The organism is Paraburkholderia sp. A1RI-2L (genome assembly GCF_048957375.1).
GTDB lineage: Bacteria > Pseudomonadota > Gammaproteobacteria > Burkholderiales > Burkholderiaceae > Paraburkholderia.
Genome location: NZ_JARBTA010000002.1, coordinates 1,711,909 through 1,733,276 on the forward strand (window position 1 = coordinate 1,711,909; position 21,368 = coordinate 1,733,276).

General features: G+C 65.0%; 18 protein-coding genes. 10 read left to right on the forward strand and 8 right to left on the reverse strand.

Annotated elements, in window-relative coordinates; translation table 11 throughout:
- Positions 1-3: 3 nt before the first annotated feature.
- The 4 genes from PWP93_RS22665 to PWP93_RS22680 all read right to left on the reverse strand — a co-directional run bounded on the left by PWP93_RS22665 (position 4) and on the right by PWP93_RS22680 (position 4,666).
- A complete protein-coding gene (locus PWP93_RS22665; protein ID WP_421046030.1) occupies positions 4-1,176 on the reverse strand; it encodes an alpha-hydroxy acid oxidase in 1,173 nt (390 codons plus the stop codon).
- A gap of 39 nt (positions 1,177-1,215) precedes the next feature.
- On the reverse strand, positions 1,216-2,640 hold the full coding sequence (locus PWP93_RS22670; RefSeq protein WP_421046031.1) for an FAD-binding oxidoreductase: 1,425 nt from the start codon (positions 2,638-2,640) through the stop codon (positions 1,216-1,218).
- Positions 2,641-2,643: 3 nt separating this feature from the next.
- Positions 2,644-3,435, reverse strand: a complete 792-nt coding sequence (locus PWP93_RS22675) for an ABC transporter substrate-binding protein (RefSeq protein WP_421046032.1) — start codon at positions 3,433-3,435, stop codon at positions 2,644-2,646.
- A gap of 76 nt (positions 3,436-3,511) precedes the next feature.
- Complete coding sequence (locus PWP93_RS22680) at positions 3,512-4,666, reverse strand: pyridoxal phosphate-dependent aminotransferase (RefSeq protein ID WP_421046033.1); 1,155 nt, start codon at positions 4,664-4,666, stop codon at positions 3,512-3,514.
- A 344-nt stretch (positions 4,667-5,010) separates the two neighbouring features.
- On the opposite strand from PWP93_RS22680, the gene PWP93_RS22685 reads away from it, so the two are divergent.
- Positions 5,011-6,321 (forward strand): tyrosine-type recombinase/integrase, encoded by a 1,311-nt coding sequence (locus tag PWP93_RS22685; protein ID WP_421046034.1) that lies wholly within the window; start codon positions 5,011-5,013, stop codon positions 6,319-6,321.
- Positions 6,322-6,409: 88 nt separating this feature from the next.
- Here PWP93_RS22685 and PWP93_RS22690 read toward each other — a convergent pair whose 3' ends face one another.
- On the reverse strand, positions 6,410-7,192 hold the full coding sequence (locus PWP93_RS22690) for an ABC transporter substrate-binding protein (RefSeq protein ID WP_421046035.1): 783 nt from the start codon (positions 7,190-7,192) through the stop codon (positions 6,410-6,412).
- 89 nt (positions 7,193-7,281) lie between these two features.
- Positions 7,282-7,995, reverse strand: a complete 714-nt coding sequence (locus tag PWP93_RS22695; RefSeq protein ID WP_421046167.1) for an aspartate/glutamate racemase family protein — start codon at positions 7,993-7,995, stop codon at positions 7,282-7,284.
- 205 nt (positions 7,996-8,200) lie between these two features.
- Between PWP93_RS22695 and PWP93_RS22700 the strand changes: the two genes are divergently transcribed.
- From PWP93_RS22700 to PWP93_RS22740, 9 genes are all read left to right on the forward strand, one after another.
- The gene (locus PWP93_RS22700) at positions 8,201-9,076 is read left to right on the forward strand and encodes a MurR/RpiR family transcriptional regulator (protein WP_421046036.1); all 876 of its coding nucleotides are present in this window, start codon (positions 8,201-8,203) and stop codon (positions 9,074-9,076) included.
- On the forward strand, positions 9,073-10,113 hold the full coding sequence (locus PWP93_RS22705; RefSeq protein WP_421046037.1) for an isoaspartyl peptidase/L-asparaginase family protein: 1,041 nt from the start codon (positions 9,073-9,075) through the stop codon (positions 10,111-10,113). The genes PWP93_RS22700 and PWP93_RS22705 overlap by 4 nt, the downstream gene beginning before the upstream one ends.
- 50 nt (positions 10,114-10,163) lie before the next feature.
- Positions 10,164-12,101: a dipeptide ABC transporter ATP-binding protein gene (locus PWP93_RS22710; RefSeq protein WP_421046038.1), complete on the forward strand. Its 1,938-nt coding sequence runs from the start codon at positions 10,164-10,166 to the stop codon at positions 12,099-12,101.
- Between the two features lie 30 nt (positions 12,102-12,131).
- Positions 12,132-13,679 carry a glutathione ABC transporter substrate-binding protein GsiB gene (gene gsiB / locus PWP93_RS22715; protein WP_421046039.1) on the forward strand — a complete coding sequence of 516 codons (1,548 nt, stop codon included), beginning with the start codon at positions 12,132-12,134 and terminating at the stop codon, positions 13,677-13,679.
- Positions 13,680-13,749: 70 nt separating this feature from the next.
- Entirely contained in the window at positions 13,750-14,670 is a 921-nt protein-coding gene (gsiC, locus tag PWP93_RS22720; protein ID WP_421025403.1) for a glutathione ABC transporter permease GsiC, read from the forward strand.
- A gap of 11 nt (positions 14,671-14,681) precedes the next feature.
- Entirely contained in the window at positions 14,682-15,581 is a 900-nt protein-coding gene (gsiD, locus tag PWP93_RS22725) for a glutathione ABC transporter permease GsiD (RefSeq protein WP_421046040.1), read from the forward strand.
- Between the two features lie 41 nt (positions 15,582-15,622).
- Positions 15,623-16,747, forward strand: a complete 1,125-nt coding sequence (locus tag PWP93_RS22730) for a P1 family peptidase (protein WP_421046041.1) — start codon at positions 15,623-15,625, stop codon at positions 16,745-16,747.
- 3 nt (positions 16,748-16,750) lie between these two features.
- Complete coding sequence (locus tag PWP93_RS22735; protein WP_421025406.1) at positions 16,751-17,569, forward strand: M55 family metallopeptidase; 819 nt, start codon at positions 16,751-16,753, stop codon at positions 17,567-17,569.
- A gap of 217 nt (positions 17,570-17,786) precedes the next feature.
- Positions 17,787-18,611: a GntR family transcriptional regulator gene (locus tag PWP93_RS22740; protein ID WP_421046042.1), complete on the forward strand. Its 825-nt coding sequence runs from the start codon at positions 17,787-17,789 to the stop codon at positions 18,609-18,611.
- A gap of 38 nt (positions 18,612-18,649) precedes the next feature.
- Here PWP93_RS22740 and PWP93_RS22745 read toward each other — a convergent pair whose 3' ends face one another.
- Both PWP93_RS22745 and PWP93_RS22750 read right to left on the reverse strand, forming a co-directional pair.
- Complete coding sequence (locus PWP93_RS22745; protein ID WP_421046043.1) at positions 18,650-20,005, reverse strand: MFS transporter; 1,356 nt, start codon at positions 20,003-20,005, stop codon at positions 18,650-18,652.
- A 34-nt stretch (positions 20,006-20,039) separates the two neighbouring features.
- On the reverse strand, positions 20,040-21,335 hold the full coding sequence (locus PWP93_RS22750) for an MFS transporter (protein WP_421046044.1): 1,296 nt from the start codon (positions 21,333-21,335) through the stop codon (positions 20,040-20,042).
- Positions 21,336-21,368 lie beyond the last annotated feature (33 nt).

The window sequence follows — 21,368 nt, forward strand, 5'->3', positions numbered from 1 at the left end:
GCGTTACGCTATTGCAATATCGGCGAGCCGATCCAGACTCGCACATCCGAGTTGCGCGAGCCCGTTGTCGACTTCATCGCGAAGAATCTGCAGCGCGCGCAACGCGCCCGCTTCGCCCGCCGCTGCCACGCCGTAAAGCGTGGCGCGCCCGAGCAGCACGCCCTGCGCGCCAAGACGGCGCGCCTTGAGCGCATCCATTCCGCGCCGGACCCCGGAGTCGAGCAGAATCTCGGCACGCCCGCCGAGCGCATCGGCAATGACGGGCAGCGCCGCGATGCTCGGGATCGCCGCATCGAGTTGCCTGCCGCCGTGGTTCGTCACCACGATCGAGTCCACGCCGCAGCGCACGGCCTGCGCCGCGTCGTCGGCGTTGAGGATGCCTTTCAGGATCAGCGTGCCGTCCCAGCGCTCACGCAGCCATGCGACGTCGCGCCACGCGAGCGTCGTGTCCATCTGACGCTCGATCCACTCGGCCGCGTCCAGGGCGCTTGCGCGCTTGCCGATGAAGCCGTCGAGATTCTCGAAGCGCGGCAGTCCTGGTGCGTACACGTTGGCGAGCCAGCGCCAGCGCGTTGCGGTATTGAGCAGGTTCCGGAAGTCCGGTTTCTTGAAGCCGCGGTAATTGCGCGCCTCCCAGTTGCGATTGCCGTACACGGTTGCGTCGGTGGTCAGCACGAGCGACGTGTATCCCGCATCACGGGCACGCTGCATCAGTTCCAGCGTACATTGCCGGTCCTGGAACATGTAGAGCTGAAGCCAGCGGGGCATATCGGGCCACTCGTGCGTGGCTGCGGCAACGCGCTCGATGCTCGCGCTCGCAAGCGTCGCGAGGCAGAACGGCACACCGCTTCGAGCGGCGGCTCGCGCCAATGCGATATCGGCATCGCGCCACAGCATGCCGTTGAAACCGGTCGGGCCGACCGCCATCGGCGTGGCCGAATGGCCGCCCTTGAACTGCGTTTCGATCGAACGAACCGAGACGCCGCGCAGCGTGCGAGGCACGAGCCGAAGCGACTCGAACGCCGCGCGATTCGCGTGGACGCCAAGTTCGTCCTCGGCGCCGCATTCGAGGTATTCGAGCGCGAAGTGGGGCAGACGCCGGCGCGCCATCGCCTGAAGATCGGCAATCGCGACCGCGCGGGCCGGATTCCGTCCGCCATAGAGCTTGCGTTTCATTTCGGTGTACGTCCTGATCGCGTCAAGCGCTACTGCCGCTCAAAGGACCTTCCCCGGATTCAGAATCTGCAGCGGATCGAGCGCCGCTTTCAAGCGACGCATCAGGCCGATTTCGGCGTCGCTGCGCGTGCAGGCCAGGTATGGCCGCTTCAATACGCCGATCCCGTGCTCCGCAGAAATCGATCCATCCATTTCCTGCACGACACCGTAGACCGTGCGATCGATTTCGTGCGCGAGCGCCTCGTCGAGTTTGGCGAGCGACACGCCGATATGCACGTTGCCATCGCCGACGTGCCCGAAGAACAGGCACACGGCCTCCGGCCAGCGCGCATGCAGTGCCGCCTCGCAACGCCGCGCGAACTCGCCGAGTTCGCCGGTCGGCAGGCTCACGTCGAAATTCATGAGATTCGGCAGCGCGTCGATTGCGAGACCCTCGCGCAGCAGCCACATGTCGCGCATTTGCCGCTCCGACGTCGCGAGCGCCGCATCGTCGACGAGCCCCGCGTCGAAGCAGTCGGCAAGGCACGTTTCGAGCGTCTGTGCCGCATCGCCGCCCGGCGCGCTCGTGGCGCACTCGATTAGCACAGCGAAACCCTCCTCGCCGGCAAAGGGCGCGGTGACATAGGGCGTATGGCTGCCGACATACCGATAGAACGACGGCCACATCGCCTCGAAGCTGACGACCTCCGGCTCCGCGCGCATCCGGTCCCAGAGCCGCACGACGGCGTCGTAATCGGCGACGCGGCACATCGCGGTGGCAGGGGGCGCGAGCTTCGGGCGCAGCCGCAGCACCGCGCGCGTGATGATCCCGAGCGTGCCCTCGCTGCCGACGAACAACTGCTTGAGGTCGTAGCCGGTGTTGTTCTTCAGCACCCGGCTCATCGATGAAACGACCGTGCCGTCGGCGAGCACGGCTTCGAGCCCGAGCACCTGCTCGCGCATCACGCCATAGCGGATCGCGCGCGTGCCGCCCGCGTTGGTGGCGATGGCGCCGCCGACCTGGCATGAGCCGCGCGCGCCGAGATCGACGCCGAACGTGAAGCCGGCTGCTTCCGCGGCTTCCTGAACCACTTGCAGCGGCGTGCCGGCGCGCACCGTGATCGTGCCGGCCGCGGCATCGATCGACTCGATGCCGGCAAAGCGCTCCATCGACAGCACGATCTCGTCGCCGAGCGCGACCGCACCGCGCGCGAGGCCGGTCAGCCCGCCCTGGGGCACCACGGGTTGGTTGAGCTTGGTGCACAGCGCGAGCGTGCGCGAGACGTCGTCGACGCTGCGCGGCCGCACCAGCGCGCGCGGCCGCGCGCCGGGCGCTTCGTTATACGCGGTGAAGTAGTGCGGATCGATATCGGCCGATCGCGTGACGATGTCCGCGCCGAGTTCGGCAATGAGCGCGCCGTCGAGCGCGTCCGTTGCCGCGTGGCCCGGTTCACCGCACGCGGCCGCCATATCGTGAATCGGCATGCATTACTCCGCGGAGATATCCATGCTGCCGAAATACTTCTGGCCGAACGACTTCACGGTGCCGTCGGCCTTCAGCTTGTCGATTGCCGCGTTGAGCTTGTCCTTCAGCGCCGTGTCGCCCTTGCGCAGGCCGAACGCGATGCCGGCGCCGAGGATCTTGTCGTCGCGCACCGCGCCGCCGGCGAACGCGAAACCCTTGCCCTCGGGGCGGTCGAGGAAGCCGGACTGGCCCGACGGCGCCTGCACGAGGGTGGCGTCCACACGGCCGGCGGCCAGATCGGCGTAGGCCTGGTTCTGGTCCTGGTAAGACACGACCGAAACGCCCGCCGACTCCCAGTGAACCTTCGCATAGGTTTCCTGGACCGACGCCTGCAGCACGCCGACGCGCTTGCCCTTCAGCGATGCTGACGTCGGCTGCAGGCCGCTGCCGGCGCGCGCGATCAGCATCGTCGGCACGCGGTAGATGACGTGCGTGAAGTCGATGGCTTCGCGGCGCTTGTCGGTCGCGTTCATGCCCGAGTTGATCGCGTCGAACTTGCGGCCGTTCAGGGCAGGGATCAGGCCGTCGAACGACGTCTCGATCCACGTGCATTTGAGCTGCGCGGTCTTGCATACGGCATTGCCGACGTCGATGTCCATGCCGACCAGCTGGCCGCTCGGCGACTTCGATTCGAACGGGGCATATTCGGCTTCAAGGCCGTAGCGCAGCGTATCCGAACCGGCGAGCGCCGCGCCGGAACCGAACGCGGAGCCGAACGTACAAGCGAGGGCGAGGCAAATTTTCAGGTGTCTCATTGTGATTTTCTCTTCCAGGTCCAGGGAATGTCAGTGACCGGCGCATGGTTGCCCCGCCGGTGCTTCAACCGTCACATCAAATGCTGCAAAGCCGCCGCGCGCCTTCCACCAGCGTCGCATCGTCCTTCGAGAAGCTGAGCCGGATTACACCATTGTCGGTGCCGTCCGTATAGAACGCGGATAGCGGAATCGTTGCGACGCGCGCATCGCGGATCAGGCGCAGCACGAAGTCGCTGTCGTGCTCGTCGGAGAAATGACGGAAACGGGCGAGCATGAAAAACGAGCCTTCGCTCGGCAGCAACTCGAAGCGCGAGCCTGCGAGCTCGCGCGCGAGCAGGTCGCGCTTGCTTTGATAAAACGCGGCCAGGCCGAGATAACTGGCGGGCTGCGCGAGCATTTCCGCGAACGCGACCTGCATCGGCGTGTCGGCCGCGAACACCATGAACTGGTGAACCTTGCGGATCTCGTTCATCAGCTCGGCGGGCGCGAGCATATGGCCGACGCGCCAGCCGGTCACGTGGAACGACTTGCCGAACGACGACACGATCACGCTGCGCTCCGCGAGCTCGCGGTGCCGCGCCATGCTTTCGTGCCGCGCGCCGTCGAACACGACATGCTCGTACACCTCGTCGGACAGGATCACGATGTCGGTCTGGCGGGTGAGGCGGGTGAGCTGGGCGATGTCTTCGGCGGAGAAAACCGTGGCGGTCGGGTTATGCGGCGTATTCACGATGATCATGCGCGTGCGCGGCGTGATCGCGGCGGCAACCGCGTTCCAGTCGACGCGGAACTGCGGCGCCACGAGCTTGATCGGAACCGGCGTCGCGCCCTGCATCCGCACGATCGGCGCGTAGCTGTCGAACGAGGGCTCGAAGTAGATCACTTCGTCGCCGGGGTGCACGAGGGCGCTGATCGATGCATAGAGGCCTTCGCTCGCGCTCGCGATCACCGTGATTTCGGTGGACGGGTCGTAGCGCGTGCCGTACAGGCGCTCGGTCTTCTCGGCAAGCGCGTCGCGCAGCGCGCCGACGCCGGCCATCGGGGCGTACTGATTGTGGCCGTCGCGCATCGCGCGCGCGACGCCTTCGACGAGCGCCGGATCGGGTGCGAAGTTCGGTGCGCCTTGCGAGAGGTTCAGCGCGTCGTGCTCGGCCGCGAGCTGCCCGATCACGGTGAAGATCGTGGTGCCGACATCGGGCAGCTTGGAACGGGGTACGGTGGCGCTTCGCATGAATTCTCCTTCTGGATCGGGTATGGCTCGATGCGCGTGCGCACGATCACGACACTGTATTCGGAGCGGTATTCGACGCCAATCGACTAATTTGCATGGCGGGCATGAGTTAAATGCATGTCGCGGGCGTTGGTTGGATGCGCAATGCCCCTGTAGGCCAAAATAGTTAATAATCCAACGTAATACGATACAAATACAACCATACGTTCAAATTAATTCACATTATGCATATAATGGGGAATTGAAGGAATGGAAGCAGGCGATACAATATTCAAGCCGCCGAGCCTCGTCCGGCGCAGCGCTAGACGCACACCAAAACGCACCCAAACAGATCAGGAAGCTCGATGAGCGCGGAAAACTCCTTGCCCGTTTTGCCTTTGCGATACGCCTCGGCGCTCCAGCTACGCGCAGCCGGGACTGGCGGCGCCGGCGCGAACCTGGGCGACGCCGCGCGCCGGCAGATTCGCGCGGAGACCGATCTGGAAGCCATTTCCCTGTGGCTGGCCAACTATGTCGACAGCCCGGCCACGCACTCGAACTACCGCAAGGAAGCCGACCGGCTGCTGCTCTGGGCGCTCGCGGAGGCGCTCAGCGGACCCGGCATGATCGCGCAGGAAGACCTGCGTCTGTTCCGGGAATTCCTCGCGGCGCCCGACCGGCGCAATCCCATTTGGACGGTGATCGCCGAGCTCAAGCCGGTGTCGTCACTGACACACGAGGACCTCGCGCGTTACCGCCAATTCCTCGCCGATCCCCAGCCGGCCTCCACGTGGGTCACGCAAGGCGGCGCGCGGTACGCCACGGACGATCCGCGTTGGCGCCCGTTCGCTGGCCGGCTCGAGCCGGCCAGCATCAAACAGGCCGTGGTGATCCTCGACAGCATGTTCGGCTGGCTGGTCGAGGCCGGTTACCTGCGGGGCAATCCGCTCGGCCTGCTGCGGCAGCGCCGGCGCCGTCCGGCCCAGCGGATCACGCGCTATCTGCCGGCAGTTATGTGGCAGCACGTCAAGGACTACGTGGCCGCCATGCCTGAGCGGGATCCGCGGCAACGGCGCGAAAAGGCGCGTGCGCGGTGGCTCACCACCCTGTTCTATCTGCTCGGTCTGCGGATTTCGGAAGTTGCCGCGGGCACGATGGGCAACTTTGTGCGCGAACTCGGCACCGACGGTACGCCGCGCTGGTGGCTGGAGGTGGTGGGCAAAGGCCTGAAGTACCGGCGCATCCCGGTTTCCCAGGAACTGCTCGCCGAACTGATGCGCTATCGCGAAGCGCATGGCCTGGGGCCGTTGCCGGCGCGCAATGAACTGACGCCCCTGCTGCTGCCGTTTCGCCAGCGTGCCGGCAATGTTTCAGGCGAAGGCGTCGATCGCAAGACCGTGCATAACGCGATCAAGGCGGTGTTCGCCAAAGCGGCGGACTGGACCGAAACCCGGGGCGGCGAGTATGCGGATCACGCGGACCACATTCGCCAGGCGTCCGCCCACTGGCTTCGACATACGGCGGCGTCGCACATGCTGGACAACGATGTGGATCTGCGCACGGTGCGCGACAACCTCGGGCACGACTCGATCAACACCACCAGCCAGTACGCGCATGAAGAGGACGATCGCCGTCACGATGAAACGACCGGGAACCACCGGATGAACTGGCGCTGATGGCGCGGCCATGCGAGCCGCGCCGGCGTGATGACTCGCCAATCCTGCGAGACGTCACGCCGGCAACGGGACATCGAAAACCCGCGGCTTATTTCCCGTAGATGTCGAAATCGAAATACTTCCGGGCAACCTTGTCGTACGTGCCATCCTTGTGCATGTCGGCAAGCGCCTGATCGACCTTCTCCCGCAGATCCGCATCTTCCTTGCGCATGCCAATGGCCGTGCCGTTGCCGAGAATCTTCGGGTCGTCGAGCGTCGTGCCGACGAACGCGAAGTCCTTGCCGCGCGCAGTGTTGAGGAAACCGAGATTGGCATGCACCTGGTCCTGCACGGACGCGTCGAGCCGGCCCGAAACCAGATCCGCATAAACCAGATCCTGGTTCTGGTAAGGGACGATCGTCGCACCAGCCGGCTCCCAGTGCACGCGCGCGTAGGTCTCCTGAATCGAGCCCTGCTCCACGCCGATCCGCTTGCCCTTCACGCCTTCTGGCGTGGGCAGGATCGTTGCCCCCTTTCTCGCGACCATGCGATCAGGCGAATGAGCGACTTTTGTCGAGAAAGCGATCTGTTGCTCTCGTGCAGCAGTTTTCGACATCGTGGACAGAATGGCGTCGAATTTGCGCGCCTTCAGCGCAGGAATCATGCTGTCGAAATCCTGCTCGACCCATACGCACTTTGCATGCAGATGGTGGCAAATTTCGTTGCCGAGATCGATGTCGAAGCCAACGAGTTGGCCATCGGGCGCTTTCGATTCGTATGGCGGATAGCTCGCGTCAACGCCGAAGCGGATGGTCGCCCAGGTTTTCGCCTGCACACCCGTTGCCGACGTGGCGAACAGGGCAACGATCAAGGCTGCGGAAAGTTTTTTCACTTCAACTCCTCGTAGAGATAGGGAAATTGCGTTTTGCTGCACACTTGACTTCGGTATCCTGATCATTGGCGGCACCACTCCAACGCCTCTCAACCTTCGGCTCCATAGGCGCGCCGCGCCAGCGCGCGCGCCAGCACGTCCGCCGGATCGACCAGCGTCCACTCGCGCGCCTCCCCCACGAAAGGCAGCGCGAGCGGGATTTCCGTGCAGGCCATGACGAGGGGCAGCGCACTATGCCGCCGATGCAGCGCGTCCGCCACCGCGCCGAAGCGCTCACGTGCGAAGTCGGGCCTGCCGGCTTTCACACCTTCGTAGATCCCTTGCATCAGCGTCTTCCGCTCCTCGGGCAGCGGCAGCACGCACTGGATACCGCATTCATCGAAGGCGTCCTGATACAGCCGCATCCGGTAAGTGCCCTGGGTAGCCAGCAAGACCGCTGCGTCGACGCCTCCGGCTCGCAGATGCGCAGCCGTCTCCTTGGCGATATGCAGCAGTTCCACGCCGTCCCGGCCGCGCTGCAACGCGGCGTGCCAGGCATGCGCGGTATTGCAGGCAATCGCGATCGTTTGCGCACCAACGGCGGCCAGTTGCGCGATTGCGCGCTCCATGCCTTCGAGCGGCTGCGGCGCGTCGCGCTCCAGCAAGGCGCGGCTGCGGTCCACCACCGGGACCTGCACGAGCCAGTGCTCCGGAAACGACTGATCGACGATAGGCGCACCGGCCGCGCGCAGATGCCTTTCGCACGCCTCCAGGAAAAGCCTGACGAAATCGACGCCGGCGGCAGGCCCCATGCCGCCGAGTATGCCGACCGGATGGACTTGCCTTGACCGCGGGCCTTGGTGCGCCGCGGTTGCGGGACAATGGCCTCCGGGTGAAAAGGGAGCGGTATTCATCGTTTGTCTCCGGCGCTGCTCCAGGGTTACCCCTAATGAAAATCAATTTTCTATATATATATTCTGGCGAAAATTTACTTACATGCGCAAGCCCCCAACCGATCCATTGCCGCCGATGAGCCAGTCCGACCTTTCCGTCGTCGAGCGAATTTCCGAGTTGCTGCCGGCCTTGAGCGACGCTCACCGGCGCCTCGCCGACTACGTGCTCGCCAAGCCGTTCAAGGTCGCCGTCATGACGATCGACGAGTTCGCGAGCGCGTGCGAGGTATCCAACGCGACGGCCAACCGCTTCGTGCGCCGGCTGGGCCTGCCGGGCTATCCGCAGTTCCGGGCGCTGCTCGCGCAAGGGTTCGAGGATGCGCTCGCGCCCGTCGAGCGTCTGCGGCTGGAGCGTTCCCGAACCGCGTCGGCCGCGGACATTTTTGCGGCCTCGCTGTACGAGGATCAGCGCAATTTCGAACTCACCCGCATGTCGCTCAGTGCTGAGCAGTGCGAAAAAGCCGTGCAGGCCGTGATCGGGGCGCAACGCATTTTCATCATCGGTTTTGGTTCGAGCGGCTACCTCGCGGGCCTCCTGCAGCGCAACCTCGCGGTGCACTGCGATCTGGTCCAGAGCCTCGCCTCGCTCGGCGGCGTATCGGAAACGGCGCGCCAGGCATCGCGGCTGCGCAAGGGCGATCTCGTCATCGCCATCTGCTTTCCGCGCTATCTGGCCGACACGGTCGCGCTGGTGAAAACCGTGCGCGCCAACGGCATCAGCGTGCTTGCGCTGACCGACAAGCCCACCTCGCCGCTCGCCACGCACGCGGACATCTGCCTGTACGCGCGCAGCGAACGCCAGTACCTGTCGAACTCGGAAACGGCCGTGCTCGGTCTGATCGAGGCCTTGTCGGCGGCGGTCGCGCACCGTTGCGCCGATTCACTCAAGGACGTGGCTCAACTGACCGAATCGGTCATGCCATGGCTCATTCATAGGGACGACAAAGCATGACCCAGGCGGCACAAGCGGTACTCGCGATTCATGGCGGCGCCGGCGCAATCGCGCGCGCCGAAGCCTCGGACGAGGTGCGCACCAGTTACGAAACGGCGCTGGCCGGGATCCTCACGAATGCCGGGCGCATTCTGGAGCAAGGCGGCAGCGCGCTCGATGCGGTGACCGAAGCGGTGCGGCTGCTCGAGGAGTGTCCGCTCTTTAACGCCGGTCACGGCGCGGTGTTGACGAGCGCCGCCACGCATGAACTCGACGCCTCGATCATGGACGGCCGCAACCTCAAAAGCGGTGCCGTGGCGGGCCTGAAAACCGTGCGCAATCCGGTGCTCGCCGCGCGCGCGGTCATGGAACGCAGTCAGCACGTGATGTTCGTCGCCGAGGGCGCGGAGGCGTTCGCCCAAGCTCAAGGACTCGAGCGCGTGGCGCCCGATTTCTTCTCGACGCCGCTGCGCCGCGAACAGCTCGAGCGCGTGCAACGCGCGGAGGACGGCCAAACCGCGCTCGATCACGACGCCGGTGCGAACGGCGCAGGCTGCACGAGCGGCGCAAGCGGCGCAAGCGGCGACGTGCCGCTCTCGTTCCCTGCGGACCGCCAGAAGGACGCGCCGCTCGAAGAAGACCGCAAGCTTGGCACAGTGGGCGCCGTGGCGCTCGACGCGCACGGCAATCTGGCCGCCGCCACCTCGACCGGCGGCATGACCAACAAGCAGCCCGGCCGCGTGGGCGACTCGCCCATCATCGGCGCGGGCTGCTATGCGAACAACCGCACCTGCGCGGTTTCCACTACCGGCACCGGCGAAATGTTCATCCGCATGGTCGTGGCGCACGACATCTCGGCGCGCATGGAGTACGCGGGCGCCTCGCTCGAAGAAGCGGCGCATACGGTGGTGCACGAAAAACTCCCGCAAATCGACGGACGCGGCGGCCTCGTCGCTGTCGATGCACAGGGCAATGTCGCCATGCCCTTCAACACCGAGGGCATGTATCGCGGCTTCATCCGCGCCGGGCAGGCCCCCGTCGTCGCGATCTACGCATAAATCGAACGCCGACTTTCCACCGTCCCCAGCTTTCCGGCAGAAGCCCTACGATGAGTCACACAGTCGCCCCATTCGCGGACATGCCGCGCAACCGTGTCGTTCAGGTCAACGAATTGAACGTCGAGTTCCGGGGATCCGAACGCACGGTCCGCGCGGTCAAGCATCTTTCCTTCCATGTCGATAGCGGCGAGACGCTCGCCATCGTCGGCGAGTCGGGCTCGGGAAAGTCGGTCACGTCGCTTGCGCTCATGCGGCTCGTGGAATACGGCGGCGGCTGCATCACGGGCGGCCAGATGGCGCTGCGCCGTCGCAACGGCCAGCTCGTCGATCTCGCGCAATGCCCGGCGCAGCAGATGCGCTCGCTGCGCGGCGCCGACCTCGCGATGATCTTCCAGGAGCCGATGACGTCGCTGAACCCGGTGTTTCCGGTTGGCGAGCAGGTTGCCGAGTCGATCCGCCTGCATCAGGGCCTCTCCGGCCGCGAGGCGCGCGCCGAGGCCCTGCGCATGCTCGACCAGGTGCGCATTCCCGACGCGGGCAACGTGCTCGGGCGCTTCCCGCATCAGTTGTCGGGCGGCATGCGCCAGCGCGTGATGATCGCCATGGCGCTGGCCTGCAAGCCTGCGCTGCTGATCGCCGACGAGCCCACCACGGCGCTCGACGTGACGGTGCAGGCGCAGATTCTCCAGCTGATTCGCGAATTGCAGCGCGAGATGAACATGGGCGTGATGTTCATCACGCACGACATGGGCGTCGTGGCCGAGATGGCCGACCGCGTGCTCGTGATGCTGCGGGGCGAACCCGTGGAAGCGGGCGACGTGCAGCAAGTGTTCGACCAGCCCGCGCACCCCTACACGCGCGCCCTGCTGGCTGCCGTGCCGCGCCTTGGCTCGATGCGCGGCACGGACCAACCCGCGCGCTTCACCCTGGTCGACAGCGGCAATCCTGTGACCAAGACGGCGCAGCCGGCTACCGTGGCCGCCGAGGTGGGCCCCGAAGTGGCCCCCGAAGCGGCCCCCGAAGCGGCCGCAGCGCCCAGCGCCGCCAAAACCGCCGGGCCGATTCTGAGCGTGCGCGACCTGACCACGCGCTTCGATATCCGCACCGGCGTGTTCAGCCGGGTGACGCGCCGCGTGCATGCTGTGGAAAAGGTCAGCTTCGATCTGTATCGCGGCGAAACGCTCTCGCTGGTTGGCGAGTCGGGTTGCGGCAAGTCCACCACGGGCCGCTCGCTGCTCCAGCTCGTGCAAAGCCAGGCGGGCCGCATCGTCTTCGAGGGGCAGGAAATCAGCGGCCTGCGCGGCACGCAACTGCGCAACCTGCGCCGCAATATCCAGTTCGTCTTTCAGGACCCGCTTGCCTCGCTGGATCCGCGCCTGAGCGTCGGCTACTCGATCATGGAGCCCATGCGCATCCACGGCGTGTACCCGGGCGACGAGGCCGAAAAGCGCATGCGCTATCTGCTCGAACGCGTGGGCCTGCCCGCGGATTCGGCACAGCGCTATCCGCACGAGTTCTCGGGCGGCCAGCGCCAACGCATCTGCATCGCGCGCGCGCTCGCCACCCGTCCGAAAGTCGTGATCGCCGACGAATCGGTTTCGGCGCTCGACGTGTCGATCCAGGCGCAGATCGTGAACCTGCTGATCGATCTGCAACGCGAAATGGGCATGGCGCTGCTCTTCATCTCGCACGACATGGCCGTGGTCGAGCGCATCAGCCACCGCGTGGCCGTCATGTACCTGGGGCAGATCGTCGAAATCGGCTCGCGCCGCGACATCTTCGAAAATCCTCAGCATGCCTACACAAAGCGGCTGATGAGCGCCGTACCGATCGCGGACCCGCGCCGGCGCCGTCTCGACCGCAAGCTGTCGTCGGGCGAGATTCCGAGCCCCATCCGCAAGGTGGGCGACGAGCCTGTCGTCGCACCGCTCAAGCGGGTCAGCGAGAACCACTATGTCGCGCAGCACGCGATTGCCGCGCAGTTTTGATACACCATCCCGTTACGAGGAGCAAAAAAGATGCGAACCTTTCGCACGAAACAATGGGTCGGGGCCGTCGCGCTGGCCTTCGGTGTTTTCACGGCGCCGCTGGCGATGGCTGCGAAGGACGTGACGATCGCCGTGCCGATCACCATCGATTCGCTGGACCCCTACAACACCAACTCGACGCTCGCCCAGGCGGTGGGCAAGGCCTACTACGAAGGGCTGTTCGCATTCGACAAGGATCTCAAGGCTCAGCCGCTGCTCGCGCAAAGCTGCACCACCAGCCCCGACGGGCTCGTGTATACCTTCAAGCTGCGCCAGGGCGTGAAGTTCCAGGATGGCACCGACTTCAACGCCGAAGCGGTCAAGGTCAACCTGGAGCGTGTGCTCAACAAGTCCAACGGGCTCGCGCGCTATAACCAGTTCAACCGCATCAAGTCGGTGGACGTGGTGGACCCGTACACCGTCAAGATCACGCTGACCGAGCCGTTCTCGGCGCTCATCAACGCACTCGCGCATCCTTCGGCGATGATGATCTCACCGGCCGCGCTCAAGAAGTGGGGCAAGGACATCGCTTTCCACCCGGTGGGCACGGGCCCGTTCGAGTTCGTCGAGTGGAAGCCTGCCGAATATCTGAAGGTCAGGAAGTTCGCCGGCTACTGGCGCCAGGGCTACCCGAAGGTCGATGCGCTCACCTTCCGCACGGTGACCGACAACAATACGCGTGCGGTGGTCGTGCAAACGGGCGAGGCGCAGTTCGCCTTTCCGGTTCCGTATGAGCAGGCCCCGATCCTGAAGGCGAACGCGAAGCTCAATCTGATCGTCAATCCGTCGATCTTTGCGAACTACGTGTCGATGAACGTGCAGCAAAAGCCGTTCAACGATGCTCGCGTGCGCCAGGCCATCAACTATGCAATCAACAAGGACGCACTCTCGAAGGTGGCCTTCGCCGGATATGCGTTCCCCTCGCAGGGCGTGGTGCCGCAAGGCGTGGCGTTCGCCGACAAGATGGCGCCGTGGCCCTACGACCCCGCCAAGGCGCGCGCCTTGCTGAAAGAAGCGGGCTACCCGGACGGCTTCACCACGACGCTGTGGTCGGGCTATAACGACGGCACCTCCGCCAAGGTCGTGCAGTTCCTGCAGCAACAGCTCGCGCAGGTCGGCATCAAGACGTCGATCGAGATGCTGGAGTCGGGCCAGCGCGTGCAGCGCGTGCAGCAGGTGAAGGACGCGAAAACGGCGCCCGTGCGCATGTACTACGGCGCCTGGTCGGCATCGACGGGCGAGGCCGACTGGGCACTGCGTCCGCTCCTCACGACCAATGCGTGGCCGCCCGTTTTCTACAACACGGCCTACTACTCCAACCCGGCCGTCGACAAGGACGTGGCCGATGCATTGCTGACGACCGACGCCGGCAGGCGCCAGCAGCTCTACGCGGACGCGCAGCAGCGCGTCTGGAAGGACGCGCCGTGGGTGTTCCTGACCACCCAGCGCAACCTGTCCGTGGAGAACAAGAACCTGAGCGGCTTCTATGTGATGCCCGACGGCTCGTTCAATTACGGCGACATCGATCTGAAGCAGTAAGCCGCTCGCCTCCCCTGTCGCGAAGCGCCGGCGGCTCAGGCCGCCTGCGCTTCGCCCATCCGATCTTGCCATGCTTGCCTATATCGTCAAACGGACCCTGGGCGCCATCCCCACTCTGGTGCTCGTCACGATCGCCGTTTTCCTGTTCGTCCACGTGCTGCCCGGCGACCCTGCGCGTCTCGCAGCCGGCGCGGAAGCGGACGAAGCAACCGTGACCCTCGTGCGCCACCAGCTTGGCCTGGACCTGCCGCTGCCCGAGCAGTTCGTGCGCTATTTCGACAACATGGTGCATGGCGATCTCGGCGAATCGCTGCGCACGCGGCGTCCAGTGTCGCGCGAAATCGCCGAGCGCTTCATGCCCACTTTCGTGCTCACGCTGACCAGCATGGTGTGGTCCGTGCTGGTTGGACTCGTGATCGGCGTGATCTCGGCGGTCTGGCGCAATCGCGCGCCAGACGCGATCGGCATGACGCTCGCGGTGTCCGGCATTTCTTTTCCGGCTTTCGCGCTCGGCATGGTGCTGATGCAGATCTTCTCGGTACAACTCGGCTGGCTGCCCTCCATCGGCGCGGGCTCCTGGCGCAACTACATCCTGCCCTCGATCACGCTCGGCGCCGGCGTGGCGGCCGTCATGGCGCGCTTCACGCGGGCCGCGTTCGTCGAGGTGATGAAAGAAGACTACGTGCGCACCGCGCGGGCCAAGGGGCTCTCCGAGCGCATCGTGGTCGTCAAGCACACCTTCCGCAACGCGCTGATTCCCGTCGTCACGATGATGGGGCTGCAGTTCGGCTTTCTGCTCGGCGGCTCGATCGTCGTCGAATCGGTGTTTGCCTGGCCGGGCATGGGCAGCCTGCTGGTCGACTCCGTGAACATGCGCGATTACCCCGTGATTCAAGGGCTGATTTTGCTCTTCTCGATCGAATTCATCGTGATCAATATCGTGGTGGATGTGCTGTACGGACTCATCAATCCGGCCATCCATTACAAGTAAAGGATGCGAACATGAGTCAAGTCCAAACCCCGGCGCTTGCCGCGACCGCCGTGCCGGCTGGCCGCGTGCGCACTCCTTCGCGCGAATTCTGGCGCAAGTTCCGCAAGCAGAAGCTCGCCCTCGTTGCGGGCGCTTTCGTGCTGCTGCTGCTCGCCATTGCGATTCTCGCGCCCTGGATCGTGCCGTTCGATCCGGAGAACTACTTCGACTACGATGCGCTGAACGCGACGCCCTCGTGGGACCACTGGATGGGAGTGGACGCGCTCGGGCGCGACGAGCTGAGCCGCATCATCATGGGCTCGCGCATCTCGCTCGCGGCGGGCTTCGTGTCGGTCGCGCTCGGCGCGGTGGCGGGCACCGTCATGGGTCTGCTGGCCGGCTACTACGAGGGCTGGTGGGACCGCATCGCCATGCGCATTTGCGACGTGCTGCTCGCCTTCCCCGGGATCCTGCTCGCCATCGGCGTGGTGGCCGTGCTGGGCTCCAGCATGGCCAACGTGATCATCGCCGTGGCGGTGTTCAGCGTGCCCGCCTTCGCGCGGCTCGTGCGCGCGAGCACGCTGTCGATCAAGCACATGACCTATATCGAGGCCATGCGCAGCGTGGGCGCGTCCGACTGGGTCATCCTCTTTCGCCACATCCTGCCCGGCACGATCTCGCCGATCGTGGTGTACGGCACCATGCGCATCGGCACGTCGATCATCACGGCGGCCAGCCTCTCGTTTCTCGGCATGGGCGCGCAGCCGCCCACGCCCGAGTGGGGGGCGATGCTCAACGACGCGCGCGCGGACATGATGCTCGCGCCGCACGTGGCGATTTTTCCGGCGCTCGCGATCTTCATGACCGTGCTTGCGTTCAACCTGCTCGGCGACGGCCTGCGCGACGCGCTCGACCCCAAACTCGATCGATGATTCCCGCTGGCTCCGGCGCGAGTCATCGGCACAACCCACCCATGTCCGTACAACAACCGCCGGCCCACGCGGCTGGCTTTCCCTCCCCCTGCTCCGGCGACGCGCCGCGAGTGGGCGTGCTTCCTTCGGGGCCGCGCGATTCGATCGGCGACGTAGCCGGCGTGCGCGTGGGCCACGCGACACTCCAGGACGGCGCGCATCAGACCGGCGTGACGGTGGTCGTGCCGCACGAGCGCGACGTCTTCCTTCACAAGACGCCAGCCGCTGCCGCGATCATCAACGGCTTCGGCAAGAGCGTCGGGCTCATGCAGCTGGATGAGCTCGGCGTGCTCGAAACGCCCATTGCGCTGACCAACACGTTCTCCGTCGGTACGCTGGCCGCCGCGCAAATTCGCGCCGCCGTGAGCCGCCATCGCGAGATCGGCCGCAGCTGGCCGACGTTGAACCCGCTCGTGTTCGAGTGCAACGACGGCTACCTCAACGACATTCAGGCGATGGCGGTCGGCGCGGAGCACTACGCACAAGCCTGCGACACTGCCGCGCCGGAGTTTGCGCAAGGCTCGGTGGGCGCGGGGCGCGGCATGAGCTGCTTCGGCTACAAGGGAGGCATAGGCTCGGCGTCGCGCATCGCCACGCTTGCCGATGGGCGCGAGTTCGTCCTCGGCGCACTCGTGCTCGCCAACTTCGGCCGCCTGGAAACCCTCACCATTGCCGGTCAGCCGCTGGGCCGCAAGCTCGCCGCCATCGAGAACGAGACCGACGACGATCGCGGCGGGCCGGAGAAAGGCTCGATCATCATGATCCTCGCCACCGATGCGCCGCTCGACGTGCGCCAGCTTGCTCGCGTGGCGAAGCGCAGCGCCGCCGGGCTTGCCCGCACGGGCTCGGTCTACGGCCACGGCAGCGGCGACATCGCGCTGGCCTTCAGCTCGGCCTACCAGATTCCGCATCTACCGGACACGCCGATGCCGGCGCTGAGCATGCTCCACGAAACGCAGCTGGACGCGCTGTTCGAGGCGTGCGCCGAGGCCGTGGAGCAGGCCATCGTGCATGCCATGTGGCGCGCCGCTTCGGTGACGGGACGCGATGGCCACTACCGCCGCTCGATAACGGAGGCCGTGCCCGACTGGCGCCGCCTCGCCGACATGAACTCCAGCGAGAACTGAGCCTTGAAGATTCTGATTTCCACCGATATCGAAGGCGTGGCGGGTGTCACGCACGCCGAGCAAACGCACAGCGGCAACCCCGAATACGAACGGGCGCGCGCGTGGATGACCGAAGAAGCGAACGCCGCCATCCGCGGCGCCTTCGAGGGCGGCGCGACGCAGGTATTCGTCAACGACTCGCACGGCAGCTTTCGCAACCTGCTGCTGGACCGGCTCGATGCCCGCGCGCAAACCATTACCGGCAAGCCGCGCTATCTGAGCATGATGACCGGCGTGGATCTCGGTTGCGACGCCGTCTACATGGTCGGCTATCATTCGCGCGCGCAAACCCAGGGCGTGCTCGCACACACGATCAATAGCTTTGCATTCCGAAACGTATCCGTGAACGGCCAGCCGTTCGGCGAGGCGCATCTATATGGTGCGCTGGCCGGCGAGTTCGGCGTGCCGGTGGCGCTGCGCTGCGGCGACGACGTATTCCTGGCGGAGACGGACTCCGCGTTTCCCGGCTCGATCGGCGTGCAGACCAAGCGCGCCCTGGGCAACGGCGTGTGCCTGAGTCTCGCGCCGGAACGCGCCTGCACCTTGATCCGCGAGGCCGCGAAGGCGGCCGTCGCGAACATCGCGGACTTGCGGCCGTTCACGGTCGCGGGCCCAATCGAGTGCGAGCTGACGACGCAAACGCCGGCGTTGGCCGACCTGTTCTGTCAATGGCCGCAGCTGCAGCGCACCGAGGCCAGCGCACTGCGCTTTAGCGCCGAGAGCATGCAGTCCGCGGTGCGGATGCTCAACTCGCTCTCGGCGATGTCGTTCATGTTGCGATAGGACCGCCCTCGCCCGTTGAACGCGTCGTCGAGGTGCTCGCACAACGCGCATCGCCCGTAACGGCTGGCGGCGCTAATCGATCGAGGTGGCGAAGTGCGTGCGTCGAGCTTGCCGGGCGCATCCGGAAGGGATCGCGGGAAATTTTTGTCGACACTACTATGCCGCCGACTATAATGCCAGACGGTAAATTCGATGAATATCGTTTCCGCTTTGCGCCATGGCCCGAAATAAAACGCAAAATCTGCCCGATCTTTCTGCACTTCTTACGCCAAAGAATTCACTGATGCTGGCCGTCGAGCGAGCTGTGCTGCGCGGGCAGGACTGGGCGGCCGCATCGGTGCCAATTGCCGAGCAGATTGCTGCCCGGCTGGCCGGGGTCATTACGCTCGATCTGGTGAAATCCGGGCAACGCCTGCTGGAAGCGGATATCAGCGAAGTGCTGCACGTGAGCCGCGCGCCCGTGCGCGAAGCGCTGCGCATACTCGAGCGGGATCGCCTGGTTGAGTTTCAGGCCCGGCGCGGAGCGATCGTGACGGCACCCGACGAAAACGAGCTGCGGGATATTTTCCGTGTGCGCAGCGTACTTTACGTCACGATGCTCGAACAGGTGGCGCGCGAGAATCCCTCGGAGCTCGAGGCATTATTGACCGAATATGTGCCGAGGCTGGCCAAGGCGGCCGACGAATCGGTGGACGCCTACGCAGTGGAAAGCTTCCAGTTGAATTTCGCCACCATCAGTCTGTGCCGCAACCGGCTGCTGGTCGATATCCTGCACTCCATCTCGTTGCGCACGTTCCGTTACGTCCGGCTGGGACTGGTGGCGGCGCCTCAATCGATGCGCGCCTCCCTGAAAGTCTGGCGCGCGCTTCAGAAGGCCGCTATCAAGCGAGACAGCGAGTTGCTGCTGAGTCTCGCCGCCTCGCGCCTGGACGAGGCAAGAGATGCAGCGGTTAGTGCGATTGCCGCAAAGCCCGCCGACGGTCGCAGCACGCGTGCTGCGAAAACCCCGTCCGCCAAAGGGAAAACCGCCCCTGCGCAATAAGCGGCTCCCTTGAGCCATATCCTGCACTCAGCCTGCACTCAGGCCGCAGTGCCGGTGCTCAGGGTATCGGCGAGGGCCGGCGCCGCATCCGGTTGAACATCGGAGATCCTCGCCGCGTCGGTGTCGTAGCTGCGCATTGCGATGACGAAAAAGATCGCGGCCAATACGCTGCACAGCGGAATGACGGTGAGCGCGTGCTGCAATCCCCAGCGGTCCGATAAGGCGCCCGCGAGAACGGGCCCCACGGCCAGACCAAACACGTTCTGAAACAGGGAAAGCACCGCGGCACCCGTCGAGCGCACGCCTGGGTGAACGACGTCCATGGCGACACCTGCAACCACGCCGACGGTACAGTTCATGAAAAAGCCGCCAACGACGATCAGCTTGAACTGAATAGCCGCCGCGTAAGTACCGCCGAACGCCGCCACGAAAATCACCGAGGTGACGAGGCAGAGCGCGGAGAGCGCGGGCAGCTTGTTGCGCGGTTGGCGACGTGTCAGGCGCCCCACCACGAAGCCCCAGAGCGTGCAGCTGAGCGCGCCGACCAATACCACCACCGCCGCCGCCTTGCCCGCGGCTTCCGGCGTCATGCCGTGAAAGCGGTTCAGATAGCTGGGCAGCCACGACCACATGGCCGATACGGTGATCAGTTGAGCCGACGCGCCCGCGCACACCCACAGCAGCGTGTGCGTGCGCGCCAGCGCCCCGAAGATGCGCTTGAGCGTCAGCCCGAGCGACTGATTGGCCGGGTTGGAGTCCGGCGTTAGCGCGACCGTCTTGTAGTCGCGTACGAGCAGATAAAACAATGCCAGCACGAGCCCCGGCACACCGACCACCCCGAAGGCGGCTTTCCAGCCCCACCTGGCCGCGATCATCCCGCCCAGCACCACGCCCAGCACCGAACCCAGCGATGGCGCAGCATAGAAGGCGCCGAGCGCGGCGCTGCGCGAGGACTTGGGAAAGAGCGTCGAGATCAGGGCGACGCCCACCGAACCATAGCCTGTTTCACCCAGCCCAACCACTGCGCGCGCCATGAACAACTGGCTATAGTTGGCCGTGAACATGCATGAGATCGTAGCCAGACTCCAGGTGACGGCCATCACGACGATGCTCTTCACACGGCCCATGCGGTCCGCCACCAGCGCGACCGGCAATCCCCCCGCGCCCACCACGATCGAGACGACCGAGACCAGCGAGCCCAGCTGTTTGTCGCTCAGATGCCATTCGCTCTTGATATGAGGAAAGAGCGAAACGATCACCTGCCGGTCGATAAAATCGAAGAACATGAGCGCGAAGGTCATCGCAAAGGCAAACCAGACCTGCCGGCTGCTCGTCAGGTAGCCGCTGTTTTCGCTGGCCGCGCCGGCCTCGGAGTCGTTGGGTATCACGTTCATGCTTGTCTCCCGGGATTGATGAGGTACGCGACGCTTACCCGCGTCGTGCTTCAGCGATATGGCACCGCCGGCCAACGAGGTACACCGCGAGCGGCAGCGCGGCCGCGACCGGAAGCCAGCGCAATGCGCCTTGAAGCCCCACCGCATCCGCTACCACGCCGGTGACGAACGGACCCGCGGCGAGACCGAGAATATTGTTGAAAAGCGTGAGCGTCGCGAATGCCGAGCCATGGATTGCCGGCGGTGTCGCGCCTGCAATGATCGCGCTGCAGGTGCCGAACGAACTGGCGAGAAACAACACCGCGGGTGCGAGGAGCGCGAGTTGCAGATTGCCCGGCGGCAAGCGGAACGCGATTGCCAGCAGGAGGCCCAGCATGAGGCAATAGGCAACCGCCATGTTCCAGCGCTTGAGCGAAGACTCGCCGCTGATCCGGTCGGTCACCACGCCGCACAGAAACTGTCCCAGGCCGCTGACAAGGACAAGGCCGGCCGCCACCACGGCTGCCTTGCTGACGGGCATGCCCCAGTAGCGATTCAGGTAGCTGGGCAGCCACACGAAAAGCGTCCCTTGAATGAAGATCTGCAGCGCACTGCCGAGGTACGCACAAAAAACCGAGCGCGACGGAAACAGGCCGGCAAACAGCGTTCGGGGCGTCAGCTTCACAGGTTCATGCAGCGGCATTGCTTTCGCCTCGACTGGATGCGCATGGGCGAGTCTTTTTTCCGTCACGACAAGGAAGTAAATAGTCACCAGCGCAAAACCGAAAATCGCCATAAGCGCCATTGAATAACGCCAGCCAATGCGGGCCGCAATGATGCCGGAAACCGAAACGCCGAGCACCGACCCAAAAGCAGCGGCAGACGTAAAGCCGCCGGCGATGGTCGAGCGCAGATTCCCCGGAAAGATGCTCATGAGCATGGCGAGTCCGACACTTCCGTACGCCGCTTCGCCGACACCGACGAAAATGCGCGCGACGAGCATTTCGTGGTAGCTGCTCGCAATCGCACATCCGAGCGTGGCCAGACTCCAGAGTGCAGCCATCAGGGCGATGCTCCTGGCACGCCCCCAGCGGTCCGCAATCAGCGAAAACGGCAGGGTCAGCACGCCGACCGCCAACGGCACCACGCCGCTAATCGAACCGAGTTGGGTGTCGGACAGCCGCCACTGGACTTTTAATATCGGAAACAAGGCATTGAGCGCCTGCCGCGACATGTAGTCGGACAGCAAGAGGCAGAACATCAATGCAAATACCACCCATGCGTAGGCTCGGGCGTCACCGCTCACCGAACCTGACTCGGCCGTCACTGAATTAACTGTATAAAGGGTCAATTTTGTCTCCTCCAGTCGCGAATTATTTATGAC

Coding starts and splice junctions, on each gene's coding strand:
- PWP93_RS22705 (WP_421046037.1), top strand. CDS start 9,073: ATGACCCAGGCGGCACAAGCGGTACTCGCGATTCATGGCGGCGCCGGC.
- PWP93_RS22685 (WP_421046034.1), top strand. CDS start 5,011: ATGAGCGCGGAAAACTCCTTGCCCGTTTTGCCTTTGCGATACGCCTCG.
- gsiD (WP_421046040.1), top strand. CDS start 14,682: ATGAGTCAAGTCCAAACCCCGGCGCTTGCCGCGACCGCCGTGCCGGCT.
- PWP93_RS22665 (WP_421046030.1), bottom strand. CDS start 1,176: ATGAAACGCAAGCTCTATGGCGGACGGAATCCGGCCCGCGCGGTCGCG.
- PWP93_RS22670 (WP_421046031.1), bottom strand. CDS start 2,640: ATGCCGATTCACGATATGGCGGCCGCGTGCGGTGAACCGGGCCACGCG.
- PWP93_RS22710 (WP_421046038.1), top strand. CDS start 10,164: ATGAGTCACACAGTCGCCCCATTCGCGGACATGCCGCGCAACCGTGTC.
- PWP93_RS22675 (WP_421046032.1), bottom strand. CDS start 3,435: ATGAGACACCTGAAAATTTGCCTCGCCCTCGCTTGTACGTTCGGCTCC.
- PWP93_RS22745 (WP_421046043.1), bottom strand. CDS start 20,005: ATGAACGTGATACCCAACGACTCCGAGGCCGGCGCGGCCAGCGAAAAC.
- PWP93_RS22680 (WP_421046033.1), bottom strand. CDS start 4,666: ATGCGAAGCGCCACCGTACCCCGTTCCAAGCTGCCCGATGTCGGCACC.
- PWP93_RS22730 (WP_421046041.1), top strand. CDS start 15,623: ATGTCCGTACAACAACCGCCGGCCCACGCGGCTGGCTTTCCCTCCCCC.
- gsiB (WP_421046039.1), top strand. CDS start 12,132: ATGCGAACCTTTCGCACGAAACAATGGGTCGGGGCCGTCGCGCTGGCC.
- PWP93_RS22700 (WP_421046036.1), top strand. CDS start 8,201: ATGAGCCAGTCCGACCTTTCCGTCGTCGAGCGAATTTCCGAGTTGCTG.
- gsiC (WP_421025403.1), top strand. CDS start 13,750: ATGCTTGCCTATATCGTCAAACGGACCCTGGGCGCCATCCCCACTCTG.
- PWP93_RS22740 (WP_421046042.1), top strand. CDS start 17,787: ATGGCCCGAAATAAAACGCAAAATCTGCCCGATCTTTCTGCACTTCTT.